This is a genomic window from Paenibacillus sp. F4, from assembly GCF_002894905.1.
Taxonomy (GTDB): domain Bacteria; phylum Bacillota; class Bacilli; order Paenibacillales; family Paenibacillaceae; genus Paenibacillus; species Paenibacillus polymyxa_B.
Genome location: NZ_POVS01000014.1, coordinates 150,128 through 169,878 on the forward strand (window position 1 = coordinate 150,128; position 19,751 = coordinate 169,878).

Genomic DNA, 19,751 nt, shown 5'->3' on the forward strand with positions numbered 1-19,751 from the left:
TTTGCATAATCCCTATGTATCCGATTGTTACCGCAGATTTTGTATTGCAGAATGTTCACACATTTTATTCGAGGATTTTGCAAAATCCTCATTCATAAGCATTTACCGGAATGGACAATCGGATCTGTGTTCCCTCTCCGATTCGACTTGAAATATCAAATTCGCCTCCCATCGATTGAGCTAAATATTCCATATTCATCATGCCCAGGCCCCCGCCTGCACTGACCGCCTCACCTCCTGCTACCATTCTCGCCGTCTCAAACCCTACTCCGTCGTCATGAATAGACAGTCTAATCACTTGGGGCGTCAATTTTAACTTCACATCAATTCGCTTGGCCAATCCATGACGGATTGCGTTCCCCGCCGCTTCGGAAATGATGCGGAACAAAGCCTTTTGGTACAAATACGGAAGTGAATAATGATCACCATGAATGTCAAAATCAATTTGTACATGGTTCAGCTTGGAGAGTGTATGCAGATGACTTTTTACCGTCCCTAACCAAGTTGAGCCTCCGCTTTTTTTCGAACTTAAACTATGAATCGCCCCTTTCAGCTCTCTAACCGCTTGGTTGGCAGATTGCTGAATTAGATCAATTTGCTCCTCCACCTGCTCCTTTGGCTGATGACACCAGGTTTGCCGGAGAGAATGCGTTGCGTACACAATACCAAAAAGACTTTGAGAAACATTGTCATGCATTTCATTTGCAATCCGGTTCTGCTCATTCGTCACAATCAGCTGATTCTCAATACGCTCCAGCTCATAGCGCTCCAAGAACACAGCGCTCAGCTCAGCCAAGAATATCAGTTGTTGCACGAGCCAGCGTCTTCCTGTCAGACTTTGATCCGGGCCCAGCTTGAGGCCAATCGTCGCTACAAAACGGGTCGTCATCGGTACGGTGATCATGAGGAAATCGCCCCATTCTGGCAGATGTCTGAAAAATGGTTCACGCTCTTCCCTGAATTCCTCCCGATAATTCCCCAGCTCCTCGAATAGCTGTTCCTCCTCCTCTACCGTCCAGCCTGTCTGGCTGCTTTCCGGTGCATCCTCCTCCTGACTATCCAGCCAGAAAAATGCACGGCTCTGCTTTGTTAGCTTGACAGTATAGTCTGAGATGACCTGACCGAGATTTAAAGCCTCATTGTGGCTGGTCGTCTCCATGATGTGGTAAATCGACTTGATATGATCCATCGTCTCATTGGCTTGTTCTTTAGCCACCTTCAGTTCGTCCTTCATGACGCCGATAACCTGCATTGCCATCGTAGTTACGATCAGTACCAGAAACAAATTGATGTTCTGCAATATAAGATCCCACAAAAAATATTGACCTGGTGTAAAAAAGATATAACAAAATGTAAGCACCAAGCCGATATAAGAAAGGAGGAGTGTCCAACTGTATCTCATAGACAGATGAGCACAAGCCACCAGCATGGGGGTAATCACATACCATTTGAACGGGCTATCCATCCCTCCGGTTGGGAATAACAACAAAATGATCCCTGCTGTTTCAAGCGCAATGCTGCATTTCAATACCATATCATGAAGTCTGTACTTGCGGTAAATCCAAGTAAATGCTGTAACGGATAAAAATAGAAAACCAATCAGTAATAGCTTCTGCCACACGATTAATCTCGATGATTCGAACAGAAAAACAAGTGACGTTAAAGATAGTGATACATAACGGTATAAAAAAATCATTTTGTCTTCTGCTGACTTCCTCAACTTCATCCTGTCACCCTATTCTGTGTTTTGAAGGGACGATGGGCATATTAGGTTTGTTTGTGTACTCTAAAAAAATCATAACCAATCCAAAAATAAATAACAAGACATAAACTCTTACGTAAACGGTTACATTCCAAAAAATTTGGTACTTTTTATAACATATTTACCGTTTCAGGAAAACATTTTGGGGGTAATGTCAGAATTTATGACGTTTGTCAAGGAAATAAAGCACACTTTTAGCAACCTAAAAAAGACTTGCTGGTACCACCGTGATTATAACAGCGGTATTCAGCGAGTCTTTTTTTAGTAAATTTGGTAGTCTACATTTTATCCCCCGGCACGCGCCAATTCACGCATATTGGCTTCAAATGCTGCCAACAGAGCTTCATCTCCGCTCAAACCAGTTGCCTCTTCTTTTTGGATCTGTTCAACCATACGCTTGTAATCCTTTGGAATCACTCGTACAAACTGCTGAATCGCAGTCTGCCAATCATCCAAAATACGTTGTCCCGCTTCACTGCCCGTGTAAGTGACATGGCGTTGAATCAAGCCGCGCAAATCCGCTGCTTCTGCAGGTTCTTCCACACCTTCCAGCAACACCATTTCCAGATTACAACGGCTCAGGAACGTCCCCTCAGGGTCATAGACATATGCAATACCTCCGGACATTCCGGCTCCAAAATTCCGTCCGGTTCCACCCAATACAGCTACACGTCCGCCCGTCATATATTCGCAACCATGATCCCCAACGCCCTCAACTACAATACGTGCGCCGGAGTTCCGAACGGCAAAGCGCTCGCCTGCGATTCCGCTAATGTAAGCTTCACCGCTGGTGGCTCCATACAAGGCTGTATTTCCGATAATAATGTTCTCTTCTGCCTTAAAGGTCGCTTTGTGAGACTTTTTCACAATAACCTTACCGCCAGATAGCCCTTTACCGACATAGTCATTGCTATCGCCTTCCACGCTCAGCGTAATGCCTTTCGGAATAAATGCCCCGAAGCTCTGACCTGCCGATCCAATAAAGTTAAAGCGAATCGTATCCTCAGGCAGACCCGCCGCTCCATACTTACGGGTGACCTCGCTGCCCAGAATCGTTCCTACCGCCCGATTCACGTTTGTAATAGGTAAGGTACCCTCAACAGGCGTTCCGTTCTCCAGCGCTTCCGCAGCCATCGGTACGAGCTGCTGCATGTCGAGTGTTTCTTCCAGACCGTGATTTTGGCGTTGGACGCGGTAACGTACACTACCTTCTTCCAACTCAGGAACATGCAACAGCAAGCTCAGGTCTACGCCCTTCTTCTTCCAGTGCGAATCGGCGTTCACGGTATCCAGACAATCCGTACGTCCAATCATTTCCTGAATCGTACGGAAGCCCAATTCCGCCATAATTTCACGGACATCTTCTGCGATGAAACGCATAAAATTCACCACATGGGCAGGATCGCCCATATAATTTTTACGCAGCTCCGGATTCTGCGTAGCCACACCAACCGGACATGTATCCATTTGGCATACCCGCATCATAATACAGCCCAACGCTACGAGCGGCGCTGTAGAGAAGCCGTATTCTTCCGCGCCCAACAGGGCAGCTACTACCAAATCGCGGCCAGACAGCATCTTGCCGTCTGTCTCCAATACCACGCGGTCGCGCAGGTTGTTTAGCATCAGCGTCTGATGCGTCTCCGCCAGACCCAGCTCCCAAGGCATACCCGCATGGCGGATGGAGCCTTGCGGGGAAGCGCCTGTACCACCGTCGTAACCGCTGACCAGAATAATGTCAGCACGGCCTTTTGCGACCCCTGTAGCAATCGTGCCTACGCCTACTTCTGACACCAGTTTCACGTTAATATCAGCACGCGGATTGGCGTTTTTGAGATCATAGATGAGCTCTGCCAAATCCTCGATAGAATAAATATCGTGATGCGGCGGTGGTGAAATCAAACCTACTCCTGGCGTAGAACCACGTACCTCAGCGACCCAAGGGTATACCTTACGTCCTGGCAGTTGTCCACCTTCGCCCGGCTTCGCGCCTTGCGCCATTTTGATCTGAATTTCGTCGGCATTCACCAAGTAATTCGATGTTACACCGAATCGGCCCGACGCTACCTGCTTAATCGAACTGCGACGAGAATCGCCATTGGCATCCGGTATGAAACGTGCAGGATTCTCCCCACCTTCACCCGTATTGCTCTTGCCACCGATCCGATTCATCGCAATCGCCATATCTTCATGCGCTTCCTGACTGATCGAGCCAAAGGACATGGCTCCTGTCTTGAAGCGACGCATAATGGATGCAGCGGATTCCACTTCTTCCAGCGGCACAGGCTCACCCGTAGGCTTCAACTGAAGCATGGAGCGGATCGTTAAATGCTGTTCCGTTTCACCCTGCACCAGCTTGGCGTATTTCTTGTATAACTTGTAGTCACCCGAGCGAACCGACTGCTGGAGTAAATGCACCGTTTGCGGATTAAACAAATGCTCCTCCCCATCGTTGCGCCATTGATAGTCGCCACCCGAATCCAGCACCTTGTCGTTGCCGTCCTTGTCAGTGAAAGCACGGTTATGATGAACCAGCGCTTCCGTAGTCACTTCCTCCAGACCAATACCGCCAATGCGGGAAGGTGTCCAGGTGAAATAACGGTCAACAAAATCCTGCTTCAGACCTACAGCCTCAAAAATTTGTGCTCCACGGTACGACTGAATCGTGGAAATACCCATTTTGGACAATATTTTAACGACACCCTTTGTTGCCGCTTTAATATAATTTTTAACTGCCTTTTCGTGCGAGATGCCGCGCAGCAAGCCCTGCTGAATCATGACATCCAGCGTTTCAAAAGCCAGATACGGATTAATCGCGCTCACGCCGTAACCAAGCAGCACCGCGTAATGGTGAATATCCCTTGGCTCCCCAGACTCCAGCAAAATGCTCACACGTGTGCGTGTACCCTGCTTAATCAGATGGTGATGCAGGCTGGAAACAGCTAGCAACGCCGGAATGGCCGCATTTTCAGCATCCACTCCACGGTCAGACAAAATCAGGATGTTATGACCTTTGTCAATGACACGGTCAGCCGCCTCAAACAATCCTTCCAGCGCCTTGCGTAAGCCCTCAGCACCTTCCTTCGCTTCAAAGAAGATCGGGATCGTCATCGATTTGAAGCCAGGACGGTGTACGTGGCGAATTTTGGCAAACTCCTCATTCGATAGCACCGGCGAATCCAAACGAATCTGGCGACAGCTTTCCGGTTCTGGATGCAGCAAATTGCGCTCTGGTCCAATCGTAGTTGCGGTTGACGTTACAATCTCTTCACGAATGGCGTCAATCGGCGGGTTCGTGACTTGGGCGAACATTTGTTTAAAGTAATTGTACAAACGTTGCGGACGGTCAGACAGCACCGCCAATGGTGCATCGTACCCCATTGAACCAATCGGTTCTGCACCTGTAAGTGCCATCGGCTCCAGAATTTTGCGCAGTTCTTCAAACGTATATCCAAAAGCGAGCTGAAGCTGATTTACATTTTCATGTTTAGGCTCCGGCTGTTCTAGTGCTTCCGGCAGCTCATCCAGATCAACCAAGTGCTCATCCAGCCATTGCTGATAAGGTTCCTCGGAAGCGATACGTTCCTTTAACTCTTCGTCAGAAACGATACGGCCTTCTTGGGTATCAACCAACAACATACGACCCGGACGGAGACGATCCTTATAGAGCACATTTTCAGGAGCAATATCCAATACACCCGCCTCTGAAGACAGTGCGATCAGATCATCCTTGGTCACATAGTAACGTGCAGGACGCAGACCGTTGCGGTCGAGAATGGCTCCGATTTGGATACCGTCTGTAAACGCCATCGCAGCCGGTCCGTCCCACGGTTCCATCATGGTGCTGTGATATTCATAAAATGCTCGTTTCTTCGGGTCCATGGTTTCATGCTTGTTCCAAGGTTCCGGCACCATCATCATGGCTACATGAGGAAGGGAACGTCCGCTCAGATACAGAAACTCCAGCGTATTATCAAACATGGCTGTATCGGAGCCATCTGGGTTAATAACTGGTTTTACCTTCTTGATATCTCCGCCAAACGCTTCGCTTTCAAACTGTGCCTGGCGAGCATGCATCCAGTTCACGTTGCCGCGCATAGTATTAATTTCACCGTTGTGAATCATAAAACGATAAGGATGCGCACGGTCCCAGCTCGGGAACGTATTCGTGCTAAAACGGGAATGGACCAGCGCGATCGCCGATGTCACCCGCTCATCCTGCAAATCCAGATAAAATTTGCCTACCTGCTCGGTTGTCAGCATTCCTTTGTATACAACCTTGCGACATGACAAACTTGGAATATAGAACGACTCACCGTTCTCATCCTCTTGGTTATAGCGAATAGCAAGCTCTGCACGTTTGCGAATGACATACAGTTTCCGTTCGAAGTCCAGCTCTTCCTTCAAATCGCTACTGCGACCGATGAATACCTGACGCACGCCCGGTTTAGCTGCTTTTGCCGATTTCCCCAGCATTTCGTCATAAGTTGGAACATCGCGAAACCCCAAACAATTTTGACCTTCGTCCACGATGATATCTCTTAGCTTCTGCTCATGTACCTCACGAACTTTGGGATCATTGGATACAAAAAGCATACCCACGCCATAATGTCCGGCCTTTGGCAATTTGAAACCCAATCGCTCCGCTTCCTCTTGAAAAAACAGATGAGGGACCTGAATCATAATCCCTGCTCCGTCACCGGAGTTTGGTTCACTTCCCTGACCGCCCCGATGCTCCATATTCACGAGCATGGTCAAAGCCTGACTTACAATATCGTGCGATGGTTTTCCCTTGATGTGGGCAACAAAGCCCATGCCGCAGGCGTCTTTTTCGAATTGGGGATCATATAGACCCTGTTTGGGTGGTAAACCTGTCTGTCTCATGGAACGCAACCTTTCTGTTATAAAGTCATGCTGGCCTGAAATACAGGCGGCCGAATAGAAGACAGTGGCAACAAGAGGTAACTCAAAGAACAACTACGAGGAATGGGGGACAAAACATGTGACGTATTCAAGGCGGTACGGTCCGCTGAATGCGTATGTTTTTCAATAATTATGCAATGGCTTGACTTGAAAAATACGTCGATTCCACTGATGAATCTAATTAGTTCTATCATTTTATCATTGACCTATCATGTTAGCAATTCAAAGTTTTTATGATTGTGATAATAAATCTTTTACATTACAGCTTCAACGTATCAATGCAAAAATATCTCATTTTTATGTATAAATATTCACTTTTAAAAAACAGCCTTCCCTATTCCTCTAAGGAACAGAAAAGGCTGACAAAGGAGATTTGATGAGTTTATAGACCATCAAGTGTATTCCCGCAAATCAGATATCCGTATTAAAATTCGAGACTTTCGCCGGGCTTCAATGCTTTCCCTTCAATGCCTTCTTTGTGCAGACGATCACAGAAGCCGTCTCCGTCCTGCTCAATACCCGGGAACGTATTGTAATGCACCGGTATTACGCGGCTTGCACGCAGCCATTTTGCTGCCAGCAGTGCATCCTCCGGTCCCATCGTATACCCATCTCCGATCGGCAATACCGCAGCATCAATGGAGCTAGTTTCCCCAATGAGACGCATGTCGCCAAACAGGCCAGTATCCCCTGCATGAAAAAAGGTTTGGCCTCCCATGGTCAATAAAATCCCCGCAGGCTCTCCCATGTAAATGGGTTTTCCGTCCACCGTCAAAGATGAGCTGTGGAACGCAAGTGTGAATTTCACATGGAAACCGTCAAAGTGGTGACCTCCACCCAGATTCATACCGTGAGCTTTGGCCCCCAAGGATGAACAATATTCGGCCAGTTCCGCGACCGCGATTACTGGACAATCATTGCGCTTGGCAATTTCAACAGCATCTCCAAAATGATCGGCATGACCGTGTGTCAACAACACGGCATCCACCTGAATATCCTCGGCCTGTACGGTTGCTTTAGGATTTCCCGTCAAAAAAGGATCAATAATAATCCGTTTCCCCTCTGCCTCTACCAGTACAACTGAATGTCCATAATATGTGATTTTCATATCATCTACGCCTCCTTTGTCACTTTCATTATTTTGGTTACTTTCCTTTACCTATTATACCTCTTTTGCATACTGGCTTCACCTGTACCCTAAAATTCGTTCTCAAAGCTGAACCCTATTGTTTAGAAAGGGCTGTTATTTGTAGAAGGTATGATGACCGATAGTTTTCACCTTCGTACGCGAATGATGAACCGTAAGGTCCTGGGCCAACGTAAGCGACAGGAAAAAACAGGTGTTATCAGGCACGGCTTTATGGCCGTTCAAAGCAGCAGTAACCGCACGGATGCTGTCCTGGTTGGGCTGAACACGACGAAGACGCCCGTTCGCGACCGGACTAAATTGCGCTTTTTGATAAATCACTGCCTGAATCGTATCGGGAAATGGGGCTGACCGCAGCCGGTTTAAGACAACGTTGGCAACTGCCACTTTGCCTTCGTACGGTTCGCCTTCTGCTTCTGCCATCACTATTTTTTGCAGCAGGAGCAGTTCTTTAGCGGAGACAGGATAGCTCCAGGTAGACAACGCCTTGTCATCCTGCGTGAGCATTTTTGTCTTCGTAAAGTAGATGGTTGTAGGAGGGGTTAGGATTGCGGACTTGCTATGCTGGACCTCAGGCTTTTTCTTGCCTGTAGCAACGTTATTCCGAGCTTGTTCCGCCTGCTTCATCTGGGAAGCGGGTAACGGAGTCGGCATGAATTCTTTCCAGCTTGACTGCCCATGAGCAGCGACAAAGATGGGGCTTGTCCTGTTTGACCCGTTATGGGTCCCCATCCTGTCGCCATATGTAGGAGACGAAGAGTTCCCTGACCAGCTCAGAGATTGCATAGGTGTATTTTTATGATTTTTCTGTGTTTGCTGAACCTCAGCGTAGAGGCCTATCCCCAATATACAAACAAGCAGCACACTCAATAGAGGTGCAAACCAACGATGTTCTTTAACGATTTCCATAATGTTCCTCCCGTTAACTATAAGCACATTCCTCAGATATGTAACCTAAAATGCGCTTTTTGAATAACGCTGAAACACTATATCACTAAATTCGCTGATAGATCAAGGCTTTCACCTCATTAATGGGAATGTTTGAATTATTTGGTACATTGGTTTTTGACCCATTCGGGTTGCATATAGAACAAATTCTCCCACTTCCCATGGCTCGCTGCATCGGTCATTTGGCTGCCAAATAGACGGTGGAATAGGCTGTTCTCCTGTGTACGAACGTGCTAGGGTGATATGAGGTCGATAAGGTCGCTCCTCGGGTTTAAAACCCAGCGGTTCGGTAGCCTGGAGTATGGACTGGTACAGTTGATCCAGTGAATCACGCTGCCCGGTCACTCCCCTCCACAATACACGTGGAAATTCTTCACGCCCAAAAAAACCTGCTTCTCCAATGCCGAGTGCGAACGGGTCATGCTCAGCTGCAGCTTGAACTAAAACCTGCTCAAGTTTCGGTATAACCGAGGTCTCCACATCACCCAAAAACTGAAGTGTCACGTGGTAATCTCTGAAATCACTCCATTTGCGAAAAGTCAGGTCTTTTAAATCCTGCTCCACCCAATAATGTAGCTTCTTCTTATGCTCATTCGGGAGAGCAATAGCTGTAAAAAGTCTTTGCGATTCATTTTTCATCAGCCTATATCTCCTTTCCTAATAGATATTTGCGGATATCTCAAAAAGTAGCTGTTTGGATTGTCCCTGATCAGGGTAAAGCCATTTGTTGTTATATATAGTGACACTGCGAGCTCGTTTTTACCCTTCTTATGCAATTTTTTCGGCAATCTGTTATTCTTGAAAGGATGGTTCGCCAGAATATATTGGAAACTCCAAGGAATCAAAAATCGAGGAGGCTATGAACTATGGGAAACATTTTAAGCTTACATCAACTTACGGAAGAGCAAAAAAAACAAGTTCGTGCAACGGCTCCGGACTACGAGTTGATTATTGGCAAAGCTCAGGAATTGGAGTCTAAACAAATCCGGGAGGCCGAGGTTATTCTAGGCTGGTCCAAGCATATTGCCGAAGAGGCATTACATCCAGACAGCAAGCTGAAGTGGATACAAACCTGGTCGGCCGGGATTGATAAGCTACCGCTTACCGAATTGGAGAAGCGTAACATTTTACTAACGAATACAAGTGGTGTCCATGCCATTCCAATTACAGAGCAGATCTTTGGCATGCTGCTATCGCATACACGTTATTTACAGCAAGCAGCTCTCTTGCAACGTCAGAAAACATGGCAGCCACCGAAAGGCCAACTGACGGAATTACGTGGTAAAACGCTATTGATTACAGGCGTTGGCGAAATTGGCCGCGAAACAGCGCGGATTGCAGAAGCCTTTGGCATGCGGGTGATCGGAGTCCGCCGTTCTGGCAAGGAAGCCCCCCATGTAGAGCACATGTATACTAACGAACAACTACACGAAGCATTGGGAACAGCGGATATCGTGGTAAATATATTGCCATTCACCGAGGAAACCCATCACTTCTTTGACGAAAAAGCATTTGCAGCTATGCGTAAGGGAGCCTTCTTCATTAATGTAGGTCGCGGTGGCACCGTTCATACGGATGCGCTTGTACGCTCTTTGGAACAAAAGCATATTGCCTTTGCCGGACTGGATGTATTCGAGGAAGAACCGCTACCTGCTTCACATCCGCTATGGAGTCTGGACCATGTCTTGATCACACCGCATATTGCAGGCGATACGGACAAATATGCCGAACGGGCGGTGGATATTTTTCTTACTAATTTGAATGCCTATGCCGCTGATCAGGAGTTACCGCTGAATTTGGTTAACTACAAAACTCAGTATTAATACACTACTTACAGATCCAGATTTCCCGACTCATACCTGTCTTATGTATGCGGCATTGCTCCGTAAGGGTCCAGCCTGACTCGGATAACAATGTTTCCATCGGCTCCGTGCTCACGACCACTGCCCGCGCGGCCAAGCGTCTCAGACTGCGCAGCATCTTCTTTTGTTCATCAGCCGGGAGCACGGAGCACAGGTTATAGGGCATATCCAATATGGCCGCATCGTATGTGCCTTCTAGCATATTCATATCCCCGAGCTTCACTAGATCTTCTTCATATCCAAAATGACGCAAATTCACTCGTGCCCCACACACCGCCAACGGGTTGATGTCACAACCCCGAATATCCTTTCCCATACTCAATGCCTCAATCATTACATTGCCCATACCACAACACGGGTCTAGCAGTTTCAATGATCCTGACTCTCCCTTTGCTACTGTTAGATCAGTTGCTGCCAAATTCACAAGTGCTCTGGCTACCAGAACGGGTAGTCCAGTAGAATAATTTTGCGGCTTCTGACGACGCTCCTGCCACGATCTGTCGCTATACTGACACATGCCCAGTAGCCACCGTTCTCCTATCCGAATAACACCAAGGGTCACATCCGGTGTCTTCATTTGCGCCTGCCCATGAATGCGTGCACCCATTCGGCGTTCGATCCCGCGCCGCTCGTCGTAGTCGGCCTCATGGTCACCTTCTTTAAGGCACAACACCTTGAAAGTCTTTCCTTCCTCAAGTTGTAACATAGAAGCTGCTTCGCATAGCTCTTCAAGCGTTCCCGCATCTGTCATTACATCCAGCCGAAGATGAATAAACGGGCTCGTCCCCGGCTCCAGCCGCCGATGGGACAATAGGATGGAATCCTGCACGGGCGGCTGACCGAACAAGCATTTCAATTCCAAAAGACACAACTCACGCTCTGTTTCATGACACGCATAGGTATAGACGTAGCTTGGTTTCATTTCATCGATATTCGTTTTCTGTTTATTCATGTCATATCTCTTTTCATTTGGAATCAAGGCTAGAATTTACGGCCTCCGCTATTAGACGGTAGGAGTGAAGCCGCTGCTCATAATCGGGAATCGGTGTGACCAACAGAAACTCATCATTATCATATTTAATCTGCAAGCCGCGTAACCGTTCGGCAATATCCGACGGCGTTCCCACTAGCCAGCTGGCTCGCATTGCCGGGTCGCCCAATGAAATCTGAGCAGCCCATTGCTGCGCCAGTTCATTCGTCAAGGCACATACTGCTCCTACAGCCACCATGGTACGGGGCTTGTCCATCCGGTTGGATGGCTGAAAGCTGGAGCGGTAAATGCTTAGCATTTCTTCCGTTTGCTGTTCACTCATAAACTGACCGAATACATAGCCTGTTGAATACTGGGCGGCATATTCGGCACTTTTTCGGTTTGTACCCAGCATCCACACTGCTGGCGGCTGTTCAGGCATCGGCCGGGCAAACACAGGCACCTGTTCATATTCGTATGTGCCTTCCAGCAAAGCCAATAGAGCTTCCATCGTCTGCGGCAGCTCCGTCACATGTTGAAGAAAATTACCGCTCAGTGCCATCGAAGCATGAGGTCCCCCACCAGGTGCTCTCCCCAGGCCCAATTCGACTCTGCCGGGATATAGAGCGGCCAGCAGATGAAACCATTCCGCGACCTTGACTGGACTATAATGCGGGAGCAAAATAGCACCCGCACCCAGTTTGATTGTCTTCGTCACCGCCCCGATATGCGACAGCAGCACTTCCGGGCTGGAGGAAGCCAGCCCCTCCATATCATGGTGCTCCGAGGTCCAGTAGCGTGTATATCCCCATGCTTCTGCCTGTCTCGCTAGTTCACCAGCTCGTTGAACCGCCTGCTCCGGACGGTTACCGGGCAGCAACGGCACCATATCGAGCACACCGAGATTCAACCTTTTTATAGATAAAGACTGAGATTGCATAGACACATTCCTCCCTCCTGCTATCCATTACAAACCAGTTCCTTCTACTATATAGGGGTAATTTAAAGGTCAATCCAGATCATAAATGGAACCCACCTTCAAGCCGTATAACTCATTATAAATTTTTTCAGCAAAAGCATCGGTCATGCCTGCAATATAGTCTATGACCATATGCTCCCATGTCCAGATCGGTTTCGCCTTGGCTTGGTCGCGCTCATAGCGCTGGAGCCAGTCGCTTGGAATAATAGATTTGGACGTTTCCGGGTCTAGAAAAGCTAACCACAGCCGTCTGAGCATCCACTCACTCCGTTTTTGCAGTCGCTGTACGCGCAGATCGCGGATCATCGTAACCCAAGCAAAGCTTTTCAACACACTCACAGTGCGCAGCATATCCAAATCTTCGTTTCCTTCCCGTACGAAGGTCACCTTTTTCCAATTTCCATCATCAATTACACCCAAGCTGCTGACAAACAGGCTGACCCAGTATGCCTTCACTTCACGGCGGGTACGGGAATAATCGTGTTCACACATCGGCATCTTGCCGTTCCACACCTTCAAAAATTCGCTCAGCACAGCCGCTACCTTCTGCTCAATCTGAGCCAGTTGCCAGCCTTGCCAGAAGCTATCCTCCAACGTGGTGATTTTCTCCGTAATCAGACGAATTAAATAAGGATCATATAAGAAATGCTCGTGCACCTCGATTTTCCCAGCCTTAATCCCATCCTCCAGATCATGCGCAGAATAAGCGATATCGTCGCACAGGTCCATTAGCTGGGCTTCCAGCGTCTTTTTACCATCAGGGATACCCCAATCCTCGCGGATGGAACGTATGTATTCCCACTCATGCAGGTACAACCCTTTTTTGTTCAGAATCCCCGGGTACGGGTATTTGTTGATCCCCAATAACACAGCGTCCGACAAATTCAAACCATCCACGTTCTCACGCTTTTCCAAAAACATAATCAGCCGGAAATTGTGCGCGTTCCCTTCAAAATGCTCATAAATTCGTCGCTCACGCGCATAGGCCTCCTGTCCACGCTTAGACTCCGGTGTGAAGCCTCCGGCAGAGGATATCTTTTCTACCTTTGTTTCAATCAGTTGATCCAAAATCCCGTCGAGCACCTCTTCTCCCTTGTGTCCGAACGGTGGATGCCCAAAGTCATGTGCAATGGAAGCACATTCTACCACCTCAGGGTCAATGATCAGTCCTGCGTTATCTGCCTGTTCCAGCTCTACTTCGGGATGGCGGCGCAGTAAGCTTCGTGATGCTTCACGCGCAATTTGCGCTACCTCCAAAGAATGCGTCAGTCGTGTGCGGTAATAATCGCCCGTGCCTGCGCCAAACACCTGTGATTTACCCTGCAACCGACGGAAAGTCGGTGAATGGATCAAACGGGAGTAGTCCCGTTCATATGCGGCCCGTGAAGCGTCGCTTCGTGTCTGTTCCGCAAATTGCCGATGCTCTCTCTTGTCCTGCCATGTCATAAAGCCCACTCCCTACGTACTCAATTGGAGTGATTATACATTTTTTTCGCGCCTCAGGAAAGTTCACATGACTTTCAGCTGTAAAAGTTACTTTTAGCGCCACTGCGCAGTCGGATGGTGCTTTCTACTCCAATACGAAAAATGTCACATAAAAAAGTGTTCCCCAGCCATTTGCTTCAGGCCAGAGAACACCTCTTTACTCAACTTTATATACCTCACCACTTTTGCTCTAACGCTTCGCCCTCGGGTCCAATACATCCCTCAGGCCGTCCCCCATCAGGTTAAAGCCCAATACGGTCAGCATGATAGATATCCCCGGAAAGATAACTGTCCACGGCGCGTTCTGGATATATTGCCGCGAATCGGACAACATTTTACCCCACTCTGGCTCAGGAGGTTGTGCACCCAAGCCCAGAAATCCAAGCGCTGCCGCTTCAATGATGGCCGTTCCGATCCCCAACGTTCCCTGTACGATGATTGGTGTCAGGCTGTTAGGCAAAATATAGCGGAGTATGATTCGTGTATTATTGGCTCCAAGCGCTCTAGCAGAAGTGATATACTCCTCCGTTTTGACACTCAGCACCTTAGAGCGAACTAACCGTCCATACGTTGGTACATTGACAATGGCAATGGCGTACAACGCATTTTCCAATGAAGGCCCTAGAATGGCCACAATAGCAATGGCCAGCAAAATCCCCGGAAATGCCAGTAAAATGTCGAATAGCCGCGAGATGGCCATATCTGCCCATTTTCCGTAAAATCCTGCGATTAAACCTAAGGCTGTTCCTACAATCATTGAACCAATAACAGACAAGAAACCGACCCACAACGAGATTCTAGCTCCATACAGCGTGCGAGTCAGTAAATCTCGACCGAGATCATCTGTACCGAACCAATGCTCCGCAGAAGGAGGCTGCAAACGGCTCACCAAATTTTGCTCTTTATAGTCAAAAGGTGCAATCCACGGCGCGATCAAAGCAATGATGACAAAGAAGATAATAATGCTCAGGCCGACGAACGCCATTTTATTGTGACGAAAAGCCCTCCATGCGTCTCTCCAAGGGCCAGTCACGACAGGCAAATGCGCCAATGTGCTGCGTGTCGTCGGTATGTTGTTGGGTTCCATTGAAAATTGTGACATCGGACAAGCTCCCCCTTGAACAATTGACGACTTGATTACTGATAACGGATACGCCGGTCGAGCACCGCGTACAGCAAATCGACAATCAGATTAATGATGACGAACAGGAACGCAATGATCAGAATTCCGCTTTGAATAACCGGATAGTCACGCGAGCTGATCGCTTCAAAAATGTACCGTCCGATGCCGGGCCAGGCAAAAATGGTTTCTGTCAGTACCGCGCCTCCCAGTAGTGATCCAGTCTGAAGACCGATGACAGTAAGTACGGGGATCGCAGCATTTTTAAGCGCATGTTTGTACACAACTTGAAAAGATGCCAGCCCCTTCGCCCGAGCCGTACGGATATAGTCCGCATCCATAACCTCCAGCATGCTGGAACGAGTAATGCGCGCAATGACCGCCATTGGAATCGTTCCAAGTGCGATACTGGGCAGGATCAAATGCTTGATGACGGTCCATACCTGATCCATACGCCCACCTATGAACGCATCAATCACGGCTAAATGTGTCACAGCTTCCACCGGATCACGGGAATTCATGCGTCCGATGGAAGGAAGCCAATGCAGTTTATTTGCAAAGATCCACTGCTCCATCAAGCCCAGCCAAAAAATCGGCATCGATACTCCGACCAGTGCAATGACCATGCTGACATAGTCAAACCAGGAATTTCGCTTCCAGGCACTCACGATGCCGGCATTCATTCCGACTACAACGGCAAAAAACATGCTTGCTACTGTCAACTCCAGTGTAGCCGCCAGATAAGGGACCATTTCCCGGGCAATCGGCTGCTTGGTGCGAATGGAATCGCCCAAGTCCCCTTGTGCCAGCTCACCTAAATAAGTCCCATATTGCTGTAACCACGGCTTATTCAGCCCCAATTGCTCGCGTAGCGCCTGCTTGGACTGTTCCGTAGCCTTGTCTCCTAGTATGGTTTCCGCCGGATCTCCCGGAATGGCATGAATAATCGAAAATACGATGAGCGTCATGCCCAGTAATACAGGAATCAATATAGCCAGTCTTTTCACAATATATGAGTTCATATCAGATTCACCGCCTACTTGCGTTTGGGCTATTCAAAATAAATATTTCCGTACGCTTCCATACCTGCCGGAGAAGGTACAAAACCCTTGAGGTTCGCTTTACCTGCCATCAGCGGTGTGCTGTGAACCAATGGAATCCACGGCGCATCCTGTTTAATAATCACTTGTGCTTGTTTATACAGTTCCGCACGCTTGTCCTGATCGACCTCAACCTGCGCCTTCACCAATATTTTGTGGAGTTCCTCATTCACATAAAAACTACGGTTATTGCCTGGAATCGTATCCTTGTCCAGCAATGTATAAAGGAAATTATCCGGGTCACCATTATCCCCGTTCCATCCCAGCATATACAGATCATCCTTTTTCCCCGCCTTAACATCATCCAGATACGTAGCCCATTCCGGGGATTGAATGTTTACTTTGACGCCTATTTTTTCAAAGTCAGCTTGAATAGCCTCTGCCACCTTTTTGCCATCAGGCATATAAGGACGAGATACCGGCATTGCATAGAAGGTTAAAGGCTCGGGAAGCCCGTTAGGAAAGCCCGCTTCCGCCAGCAAAGATTTAGCCTTATCCAGATCATAGGCGTAGTCCTGAATACTATCGTTGTACCCCCATAACGTAGGTGGCATCGGATTGACCGCAGGCTTAGCCTGCCCTGCAAACAATGCATCAATAATGGCCTGCTTGTTCACTGCGTGATTCAGTGCCTGCCGCACCTTGGGATTATTGAAGGTTTTTTTCTTTAAATTAAAGCCAATGTACGCCACATTAAAGGAGGGACGTTCAATTTTCACCAATTCGCTATTACCGTCTAACTGCTTTGCATCATCCGGGTTCAAATCCTCCATCAGGTCAATTTCCCCGTTTTGCAGAGCATTAAATCTCGCGGTATTGTCGGGTATGGAACGAACAATGATCTTTGCCAGCTTCGGCTGCCCCTCTTTCCAATAGTTTGGATTCTTCTCCAGCGTGATGGTATCGTTGCGTTTCCATTCCTTAAATACAAAAGGACCCGTGCCGACCGGATTACTCTTGAAATCAGCCTTTTTCTCCTGAATAGCCTTGGGACTTGAAATACTAAAGGATGGCATAGCGATATTTTGTAAAAACGGCGCCTGCGGCTTGTTTAGTGTAAACTGGACGCTGTTCGCATCTACCACTTTAACCTCCTTAATCACCCTACTTCCTTCAGGACCGAACATAGAATCATAATAGTCAAACGAGTCACCTTCAAATTTGTATGGACTTTTCGGATCAGCCCAGCGGTCAAAGTTAAACACAACCGCTTCTGCGTTAAAGTCACTTCCGTCATGGAATTTCACACCCTGACGCAGCTTGAACGTATAGACCAGTCCATCCGGTGATACTTCCCAGCTCTCTGCAAGCCTCGGTTGGATCTCCGTTGTATTTTCCTTATATTCCAGCAGTGTGTCGAACACTTGCATTCCGATTTTTAGCGACTCGCTTTCAGTCACAATGGCAGGATCTAGCGCCACGGAATCTCCGCCGCGTCCATAAATGAGCGTGTCCTGCACACCCTCTCCTGCTCCGCTTGGTGTTTTCCCTCCCTCTGGCTTTGCTCCTTCACCTGATCCCCCACAACCGGAAAGCGCCAAAACAGCTCCTAGCGCAAGCACCAGCAGAACGGTCCAGATTTTGTGTTTTGCATACTTTTTGCTCATGCAGCAAACCCCTTTCACACCTTATATATTGTTAATTCGTTGATACCGGATGAATGCCAATTCCTTTGGATTGACATGACAAGCTTGTCCTCAAGCTGTGGTCCCAAGTTCCGAGTTCATCAAATAGGTGTAGTAGGACAGAAGTGTTCATAATCTAGTGGTGTAAGAGATGATATAGGGTAATGAATAGATGTGATGTAATAAATAGAAAGAGGAGTATGTTAGGTCGTGGTGAAAGTGTGATATATACTCACAAACAGTGAATATTATGCTTAAACAAAGTTGATTATTGGATACTTTACTATAAAATCTGGAAGCATACAAGGGGGTTTTTCATACATTACCATATGTTTTTATACATCATGTCAATTAATATTACAAACCAACTTACACGATCATATCAAATAAATACTCCTGCTTGGGGTCTTAAACCTCCAAGCAGGAGCATAATCTTACCTCAAAAATGTATTCAGCACCAAACCTACAGTCACGGCTTGGGCTCCTTTTACGATAGAGAAATGATCGCCAGGCACTTTATGCGTGAACATTTCCCCCTTACAATACAATTCCCATCCTTTATATCCCAATTTCCAGGTATGTTCTGAAATAAACAAACATACAGGGGCCTTTACAGCTCGATCGGGCTGGTAGACATGCTGCATTTTCACCCAATGATTCACACTTTTAAAGCGTTCGAGTTCAGCTTATGTAGAAATTATGAAGAACATTACTTTACAATAAGTGCAGGCGGTTGCCTTTGAACCGCCTGTCAATTTATGTTTCAGGTGTATGGCTTGGTTCACATGAAAATAATACCTTCCGGGTATAAGATTGCAAAAGATCATTTAGTTGTTTTAAACACACCCAGACGGTTCAGTATGACCAGTAAGCGATAAAAATCGTAACTGCTTGGCAGTTTCGCATCCACAATCGGGCTTACCGGATTAAACGCAACAGCGGCAGCCATCGCTTCCTTCGCCCAGGTCGGTACAGGCATAGCCTGACGTGCCTCCAGCTCAGCTACCCGCTGATCCACCTTTTTAATATAAGCGCTTTGTTCATTCAACGTCTGCTTGAGCACATCTTTGCTGTTTTCAAGGGCGGCGACCTGCTGCTGCAGGGCCTTAAATGCCGCTTTTTCCTCTGCTGTCATTGGCTCATCCCCCTTTTCTCCTGCAAATGCTTGGCGTAGCTCGGCCTCTGTTCCGGCGTATACATTCAGGTCAACCGGCCCTTGAATTCCATCAACCCGTCCACTATCGCTGTATTGCCAAAAGTCCCAGCGCTTCCATGCCGTGGTATCGCTGGGCACTCGTGTACTATAACGAGCAATCCACAGCTTATAACTACCCAATGGGGCTTTGAAATGGGCTGCAAAAGCATTCCCTGTATATACCATCGGCTTACGGCCGCTTACCCGTTCAAATTCCGCTAAAAATGCCAACGCAACCTCATGAATCGCGGCCGAGCTAAGCCCTCCCGGATTATTTTCATAATCCATCACCGCTGGCAAGTCCAGCGCTTTCGCACCACCCACCTGATCCAGCACCTCTGCGAAATGCCTGGCTTCCGCTTTTGCTGCGTTTACACTTGTGGCATCTACAAAATGGTAAGCTCCCAGCAAGAGCCCGGCTGTCTTGATCCCTTTTGCATTCGTGATAAATGTCGGATCGACGTAACGCTGTCCTTGACTCGCTTTAATAAAGGCAAACGATTTACCATCGGCTCGTACACGTTTCCAATCTATCGTTCCCTGGTATCGGGACACGTCAATGCCTTCGGCAGCGTTAGGGCTGCGATTTTGCATAAGGCGTCCCCTCCTTATCTATTTGTGATCAAGTATCCCAT

13 protein-coding genes are annotated in these 19,751 nt (G+C 47.8%); 1 reads left to right on the forward strand and 12 read right to left on the reverse strand.

What is annotated here, in order from left to right:
* Window positions 1–88: 88 nt before the first annotated feature.
* From C1T21_RS15920 to thpR, 5 genes are all read right to left on the reverse strand, one after another.
* Window positions 89–1,726 (reverse strand): sensor histidine kinase, encoded by a 1,638-nt coding sequence (locus C1T21_RS15920; protein WP_028543112.1) that lies wholly within the window; start codon window positions 1,724–1,726, stop codon window positions 89–91.
* 321 nt (window positions 1,727–2,047) lie between these two features.
* On the reverse strand, window positions 2,048–6,646 hold the full coding sequence (gene gltB / locus C1T21_RS15925; protein ID WP_103048932.1) for a glutamate synthase large subunit: 4,599 nt from the start codon (window positions 6,644–6,646) through the stop codon (window positions 2,048–2,050).
* 463 nt (window positions 6,647–7,109) lie between these two features.
* Window positions 7,110–7,793, reverse strand: a complete 684-nt coding sequence (locus tag C1T21_RS15930; protein ID WP_103048933.1) for a metal-dependent hydrolase — start codon at window positions 7,791–7,793, stop codon at window positions 7,110–7,112.
* 135 nt (window positions 7,794–7,928) lie between these two features.
* Window positions 7,929–8,741 carry a cell wall hydrolase gene (locus C1T21_RS15935; protein WP_103048934.1) on the reverse strand — a complete coding sequence of 271 codons (813 nt, stop codon included), beginning with the start codon at window positions 8,739–8,741 and terminating at the stop codon, window positions 7,929–7,931.
* Between the two features lie 111 nt (window positions 8,742–8,852).
* Window positions 8,853–9,419, reverse strand: coding sequence for an RNA 2',3'-cyclic phosphodiesterase (thpR, locus tag C1T21_RS15940; protein ID WP_103048935.1), 567 nt, complete (start codon window positions 9,417–9,419; stop codon window positions 8,853–8,855).
* A 227-nt stretch (window positions 9,420–9,646) separates the two neighbouring features.
* Here thpR and C1T21_RS15945 point away from each other — a divergent pair, with 227 nt between their 5' ends.
* Window positions 9,647–10,603 carry a D-2-hydroxyacid dehydrogenase gene (locus C1T21_RS15945; RefSeq protein ID WP_103048936.1) on the forward strand — a complete coding sequence of 319 codons (957 nt, stop codon included), beginning with the start codon at window positions 9,647–9,649 and terminating at the stop codon, window positions 10,601–10,603.
* A 4-nt stretch (window positions 10,604–10,607) separates the two neighbouring features.
* On the opposite strand, the gene C1T21_RS15950 is transcribed toward C1T21_RS15945, so the two are convergent.
* From C1T21_RS15950 to C1T21_RS15985, 7 genes are all read right to left on the reverse strand, one after another.
* Window positions 10,608–11,594 (reverse strand): TRM11 family SAM-dependent methyltransferase, encoded by a 987-nt coding sequence (locus tag C1T21_RS15950; RefSeq protein WP_103048937.1) that lies wholly within the window; start codon window positions 11,592–11,594, stop codon window positions 10,608–10,610.
* Window positions 11,595–11,607: 13 nt separating this feature from the next.
* On the reverse strand, window positions 11,608–12,552 hold the full coding sequence (locus tag C1T21_RS15955) for an MsnO8 family LLM class oxidoreductase (protein WP_103048938.1): 945 nt from the start codon (window positions 12,550–12,552) through the stop codon (window positions 11,608–11,610).
* A 69-nt stretch (window positions 12,553–12,621) separates the two neighbouring features.
* Complete coding sequence (locus C1T21_RS15960) at window positions 12,622–14,037, reverse strand: deoxyguanosinetriphosphate triphosphohydrolase family protein (protein ID WP_103048939.1); 1,416 nt, start codon at window positions 14,035–14,037, stop codon at window positions 12,622–12,624.
* 229 nt (window positions 14,038–14,266) lie between these two features.
* The gene (gene nikC / locus C1T21_RS15965; RefSeq protein WP_103048940.1) at window positions 14,267–15,178 is read right to left on the reverse strand and encodes a nickel transporter permease; all 912 of its coding nucleotides are present in this window, start codon (window positions 15,176–15,178) and stop codon (window positions 14,267–14,269) included.
* A 35-nt stretch (window positions 15,179–15,213) separates the two neighbouring features.
* Complete coding sequence (locus C1T21_RS15970; protein ID WP_069291317.1) at window positions 15,214–16,218, reverse strand: ABC transporter permease; 1,005 nt, start codon at window positions 16,216–16,218, stop codon at window positions 15,214–15,216.
* Window positions 16,219–16,247: 29 nt separating this feature from the next.
* Window positions 16,248–17,903, reverse strand: a complete 1,656-nt coding sequence (locus C1T21_RS15975; protein WP_103048941.1) for an ABC transporter substrate-binding protein — start codon at window positions 17,901–17,903, stop codon at window positions 16,248–16,250.
* Between the two features lie 841 nt (window positions 17,904–18,744).
* Window positions 18,745–19,710 (reverse strand): glycoside hydrolase family 25 protein, encoded by a 966-nt coding sequence (locus tag C1T21_RS15985; RefSeq protein WP_103048943.1) that lies wholly within the window; start codon window positions 19,708–19,710, stop codon window positions 18,745–18,747.
* Window positions 19,711–19,751 lie beyond the last annotated feature (41 nt).

Excerpts from the sequence above, each read along its gene's own strand:
- thpR (WP_103048935.1), bottom strand. The coding sequence starts at position 9,419 with ATGAAAAATGAATCGCAAAGACTTTTTACAGCTATTGCTCTCCCGAAT.
- C1T21_RS15930 (WP_103048933.1), bottom strand. The coding sequence starts at position 7,793 with ATGAAAATCACATATTATGGACATTCAGTTGTACTGGTAGAGGCAGAG.
- C1T21_RS15935 (WP_103048934.1), bottom strand. The coding sequence starts at position 8,741 with ATGGAAATCGTTAAAGAACATCGTTGGTTTGCACCTCTATTGAGTGTG.
- C1T21_RS15975 (WP_103048941.1), bottom strand. The coding sequence starts at position 17,903 with ATGAGCAAAAAGTATGCAAAACACAAAATCTGGACCGTTCTGCTGGTG.
- C1T21_RS15960 (WP_103048939.1), bottom strand. The coding sequence starts at position 14,037 with ATGACATGGCAGGACAAGAGAGAGCATCGGCAATTTGCGGAACAGACA.
- C1T21_RS15970 (WP_069291317.1), bottom strand. The coding sequence starts at position 16,218 with ATGAACTCATATATTGTGAAAAGACTGGCTATATTGATTCCTGTATTA.
- gltB (WP_103048932.1), bottom strand. The coding sequence starts at position 6,646 with ATGAGACAGACAGGTTTACCACCCAAACAGGGTCTATATGATCCCCAA.
- C1T21_RS15920 (WP_028543112.1), bottom strand. The coding sequence starts at position 1,726 with ATGAAGTTGAGGAAGTCAGCAGAAGACAAAATGATTTTTTTATACCGT.
- C1T21_RS15950 (WP_103048937.1), bottom strand. The coding sequence starts at position 11,594 with ATGAATAAACAGAAAACGAATATCGATGAAATGAAACCAAGCTACGTC.
- C1T21_RS15955 (WP_103048938.1), bottom strand. The coding sequence starts at position 12,552 with ATGCAATCTCAGTCTTTATCTATAAAAAGGTTGAATCTCGGTGTGCTC.
- C1T21_RS15985 (WP_103048943.1), bottom strand. The coding sequence starts at position 19,710 with ATGCAAAATCGCAGCCCTAACGCTGCCGAAGGCATTGACGTGTCCCGA.
- C1T21_RS15945 (WP_103048936.1), top strand. The coding sequence starts at position 9,647 with ATGGGAAACATTTTAAGCTTACATCAACTTACGGAAGAGCAAAAAAAA.
- nikC (WP_103048940.1), bottom strand. The coding sequence starts at position 15,178 with ATGTCACAATTTTCAATGGAACCCAACAACATACCGACGACACGCAGC.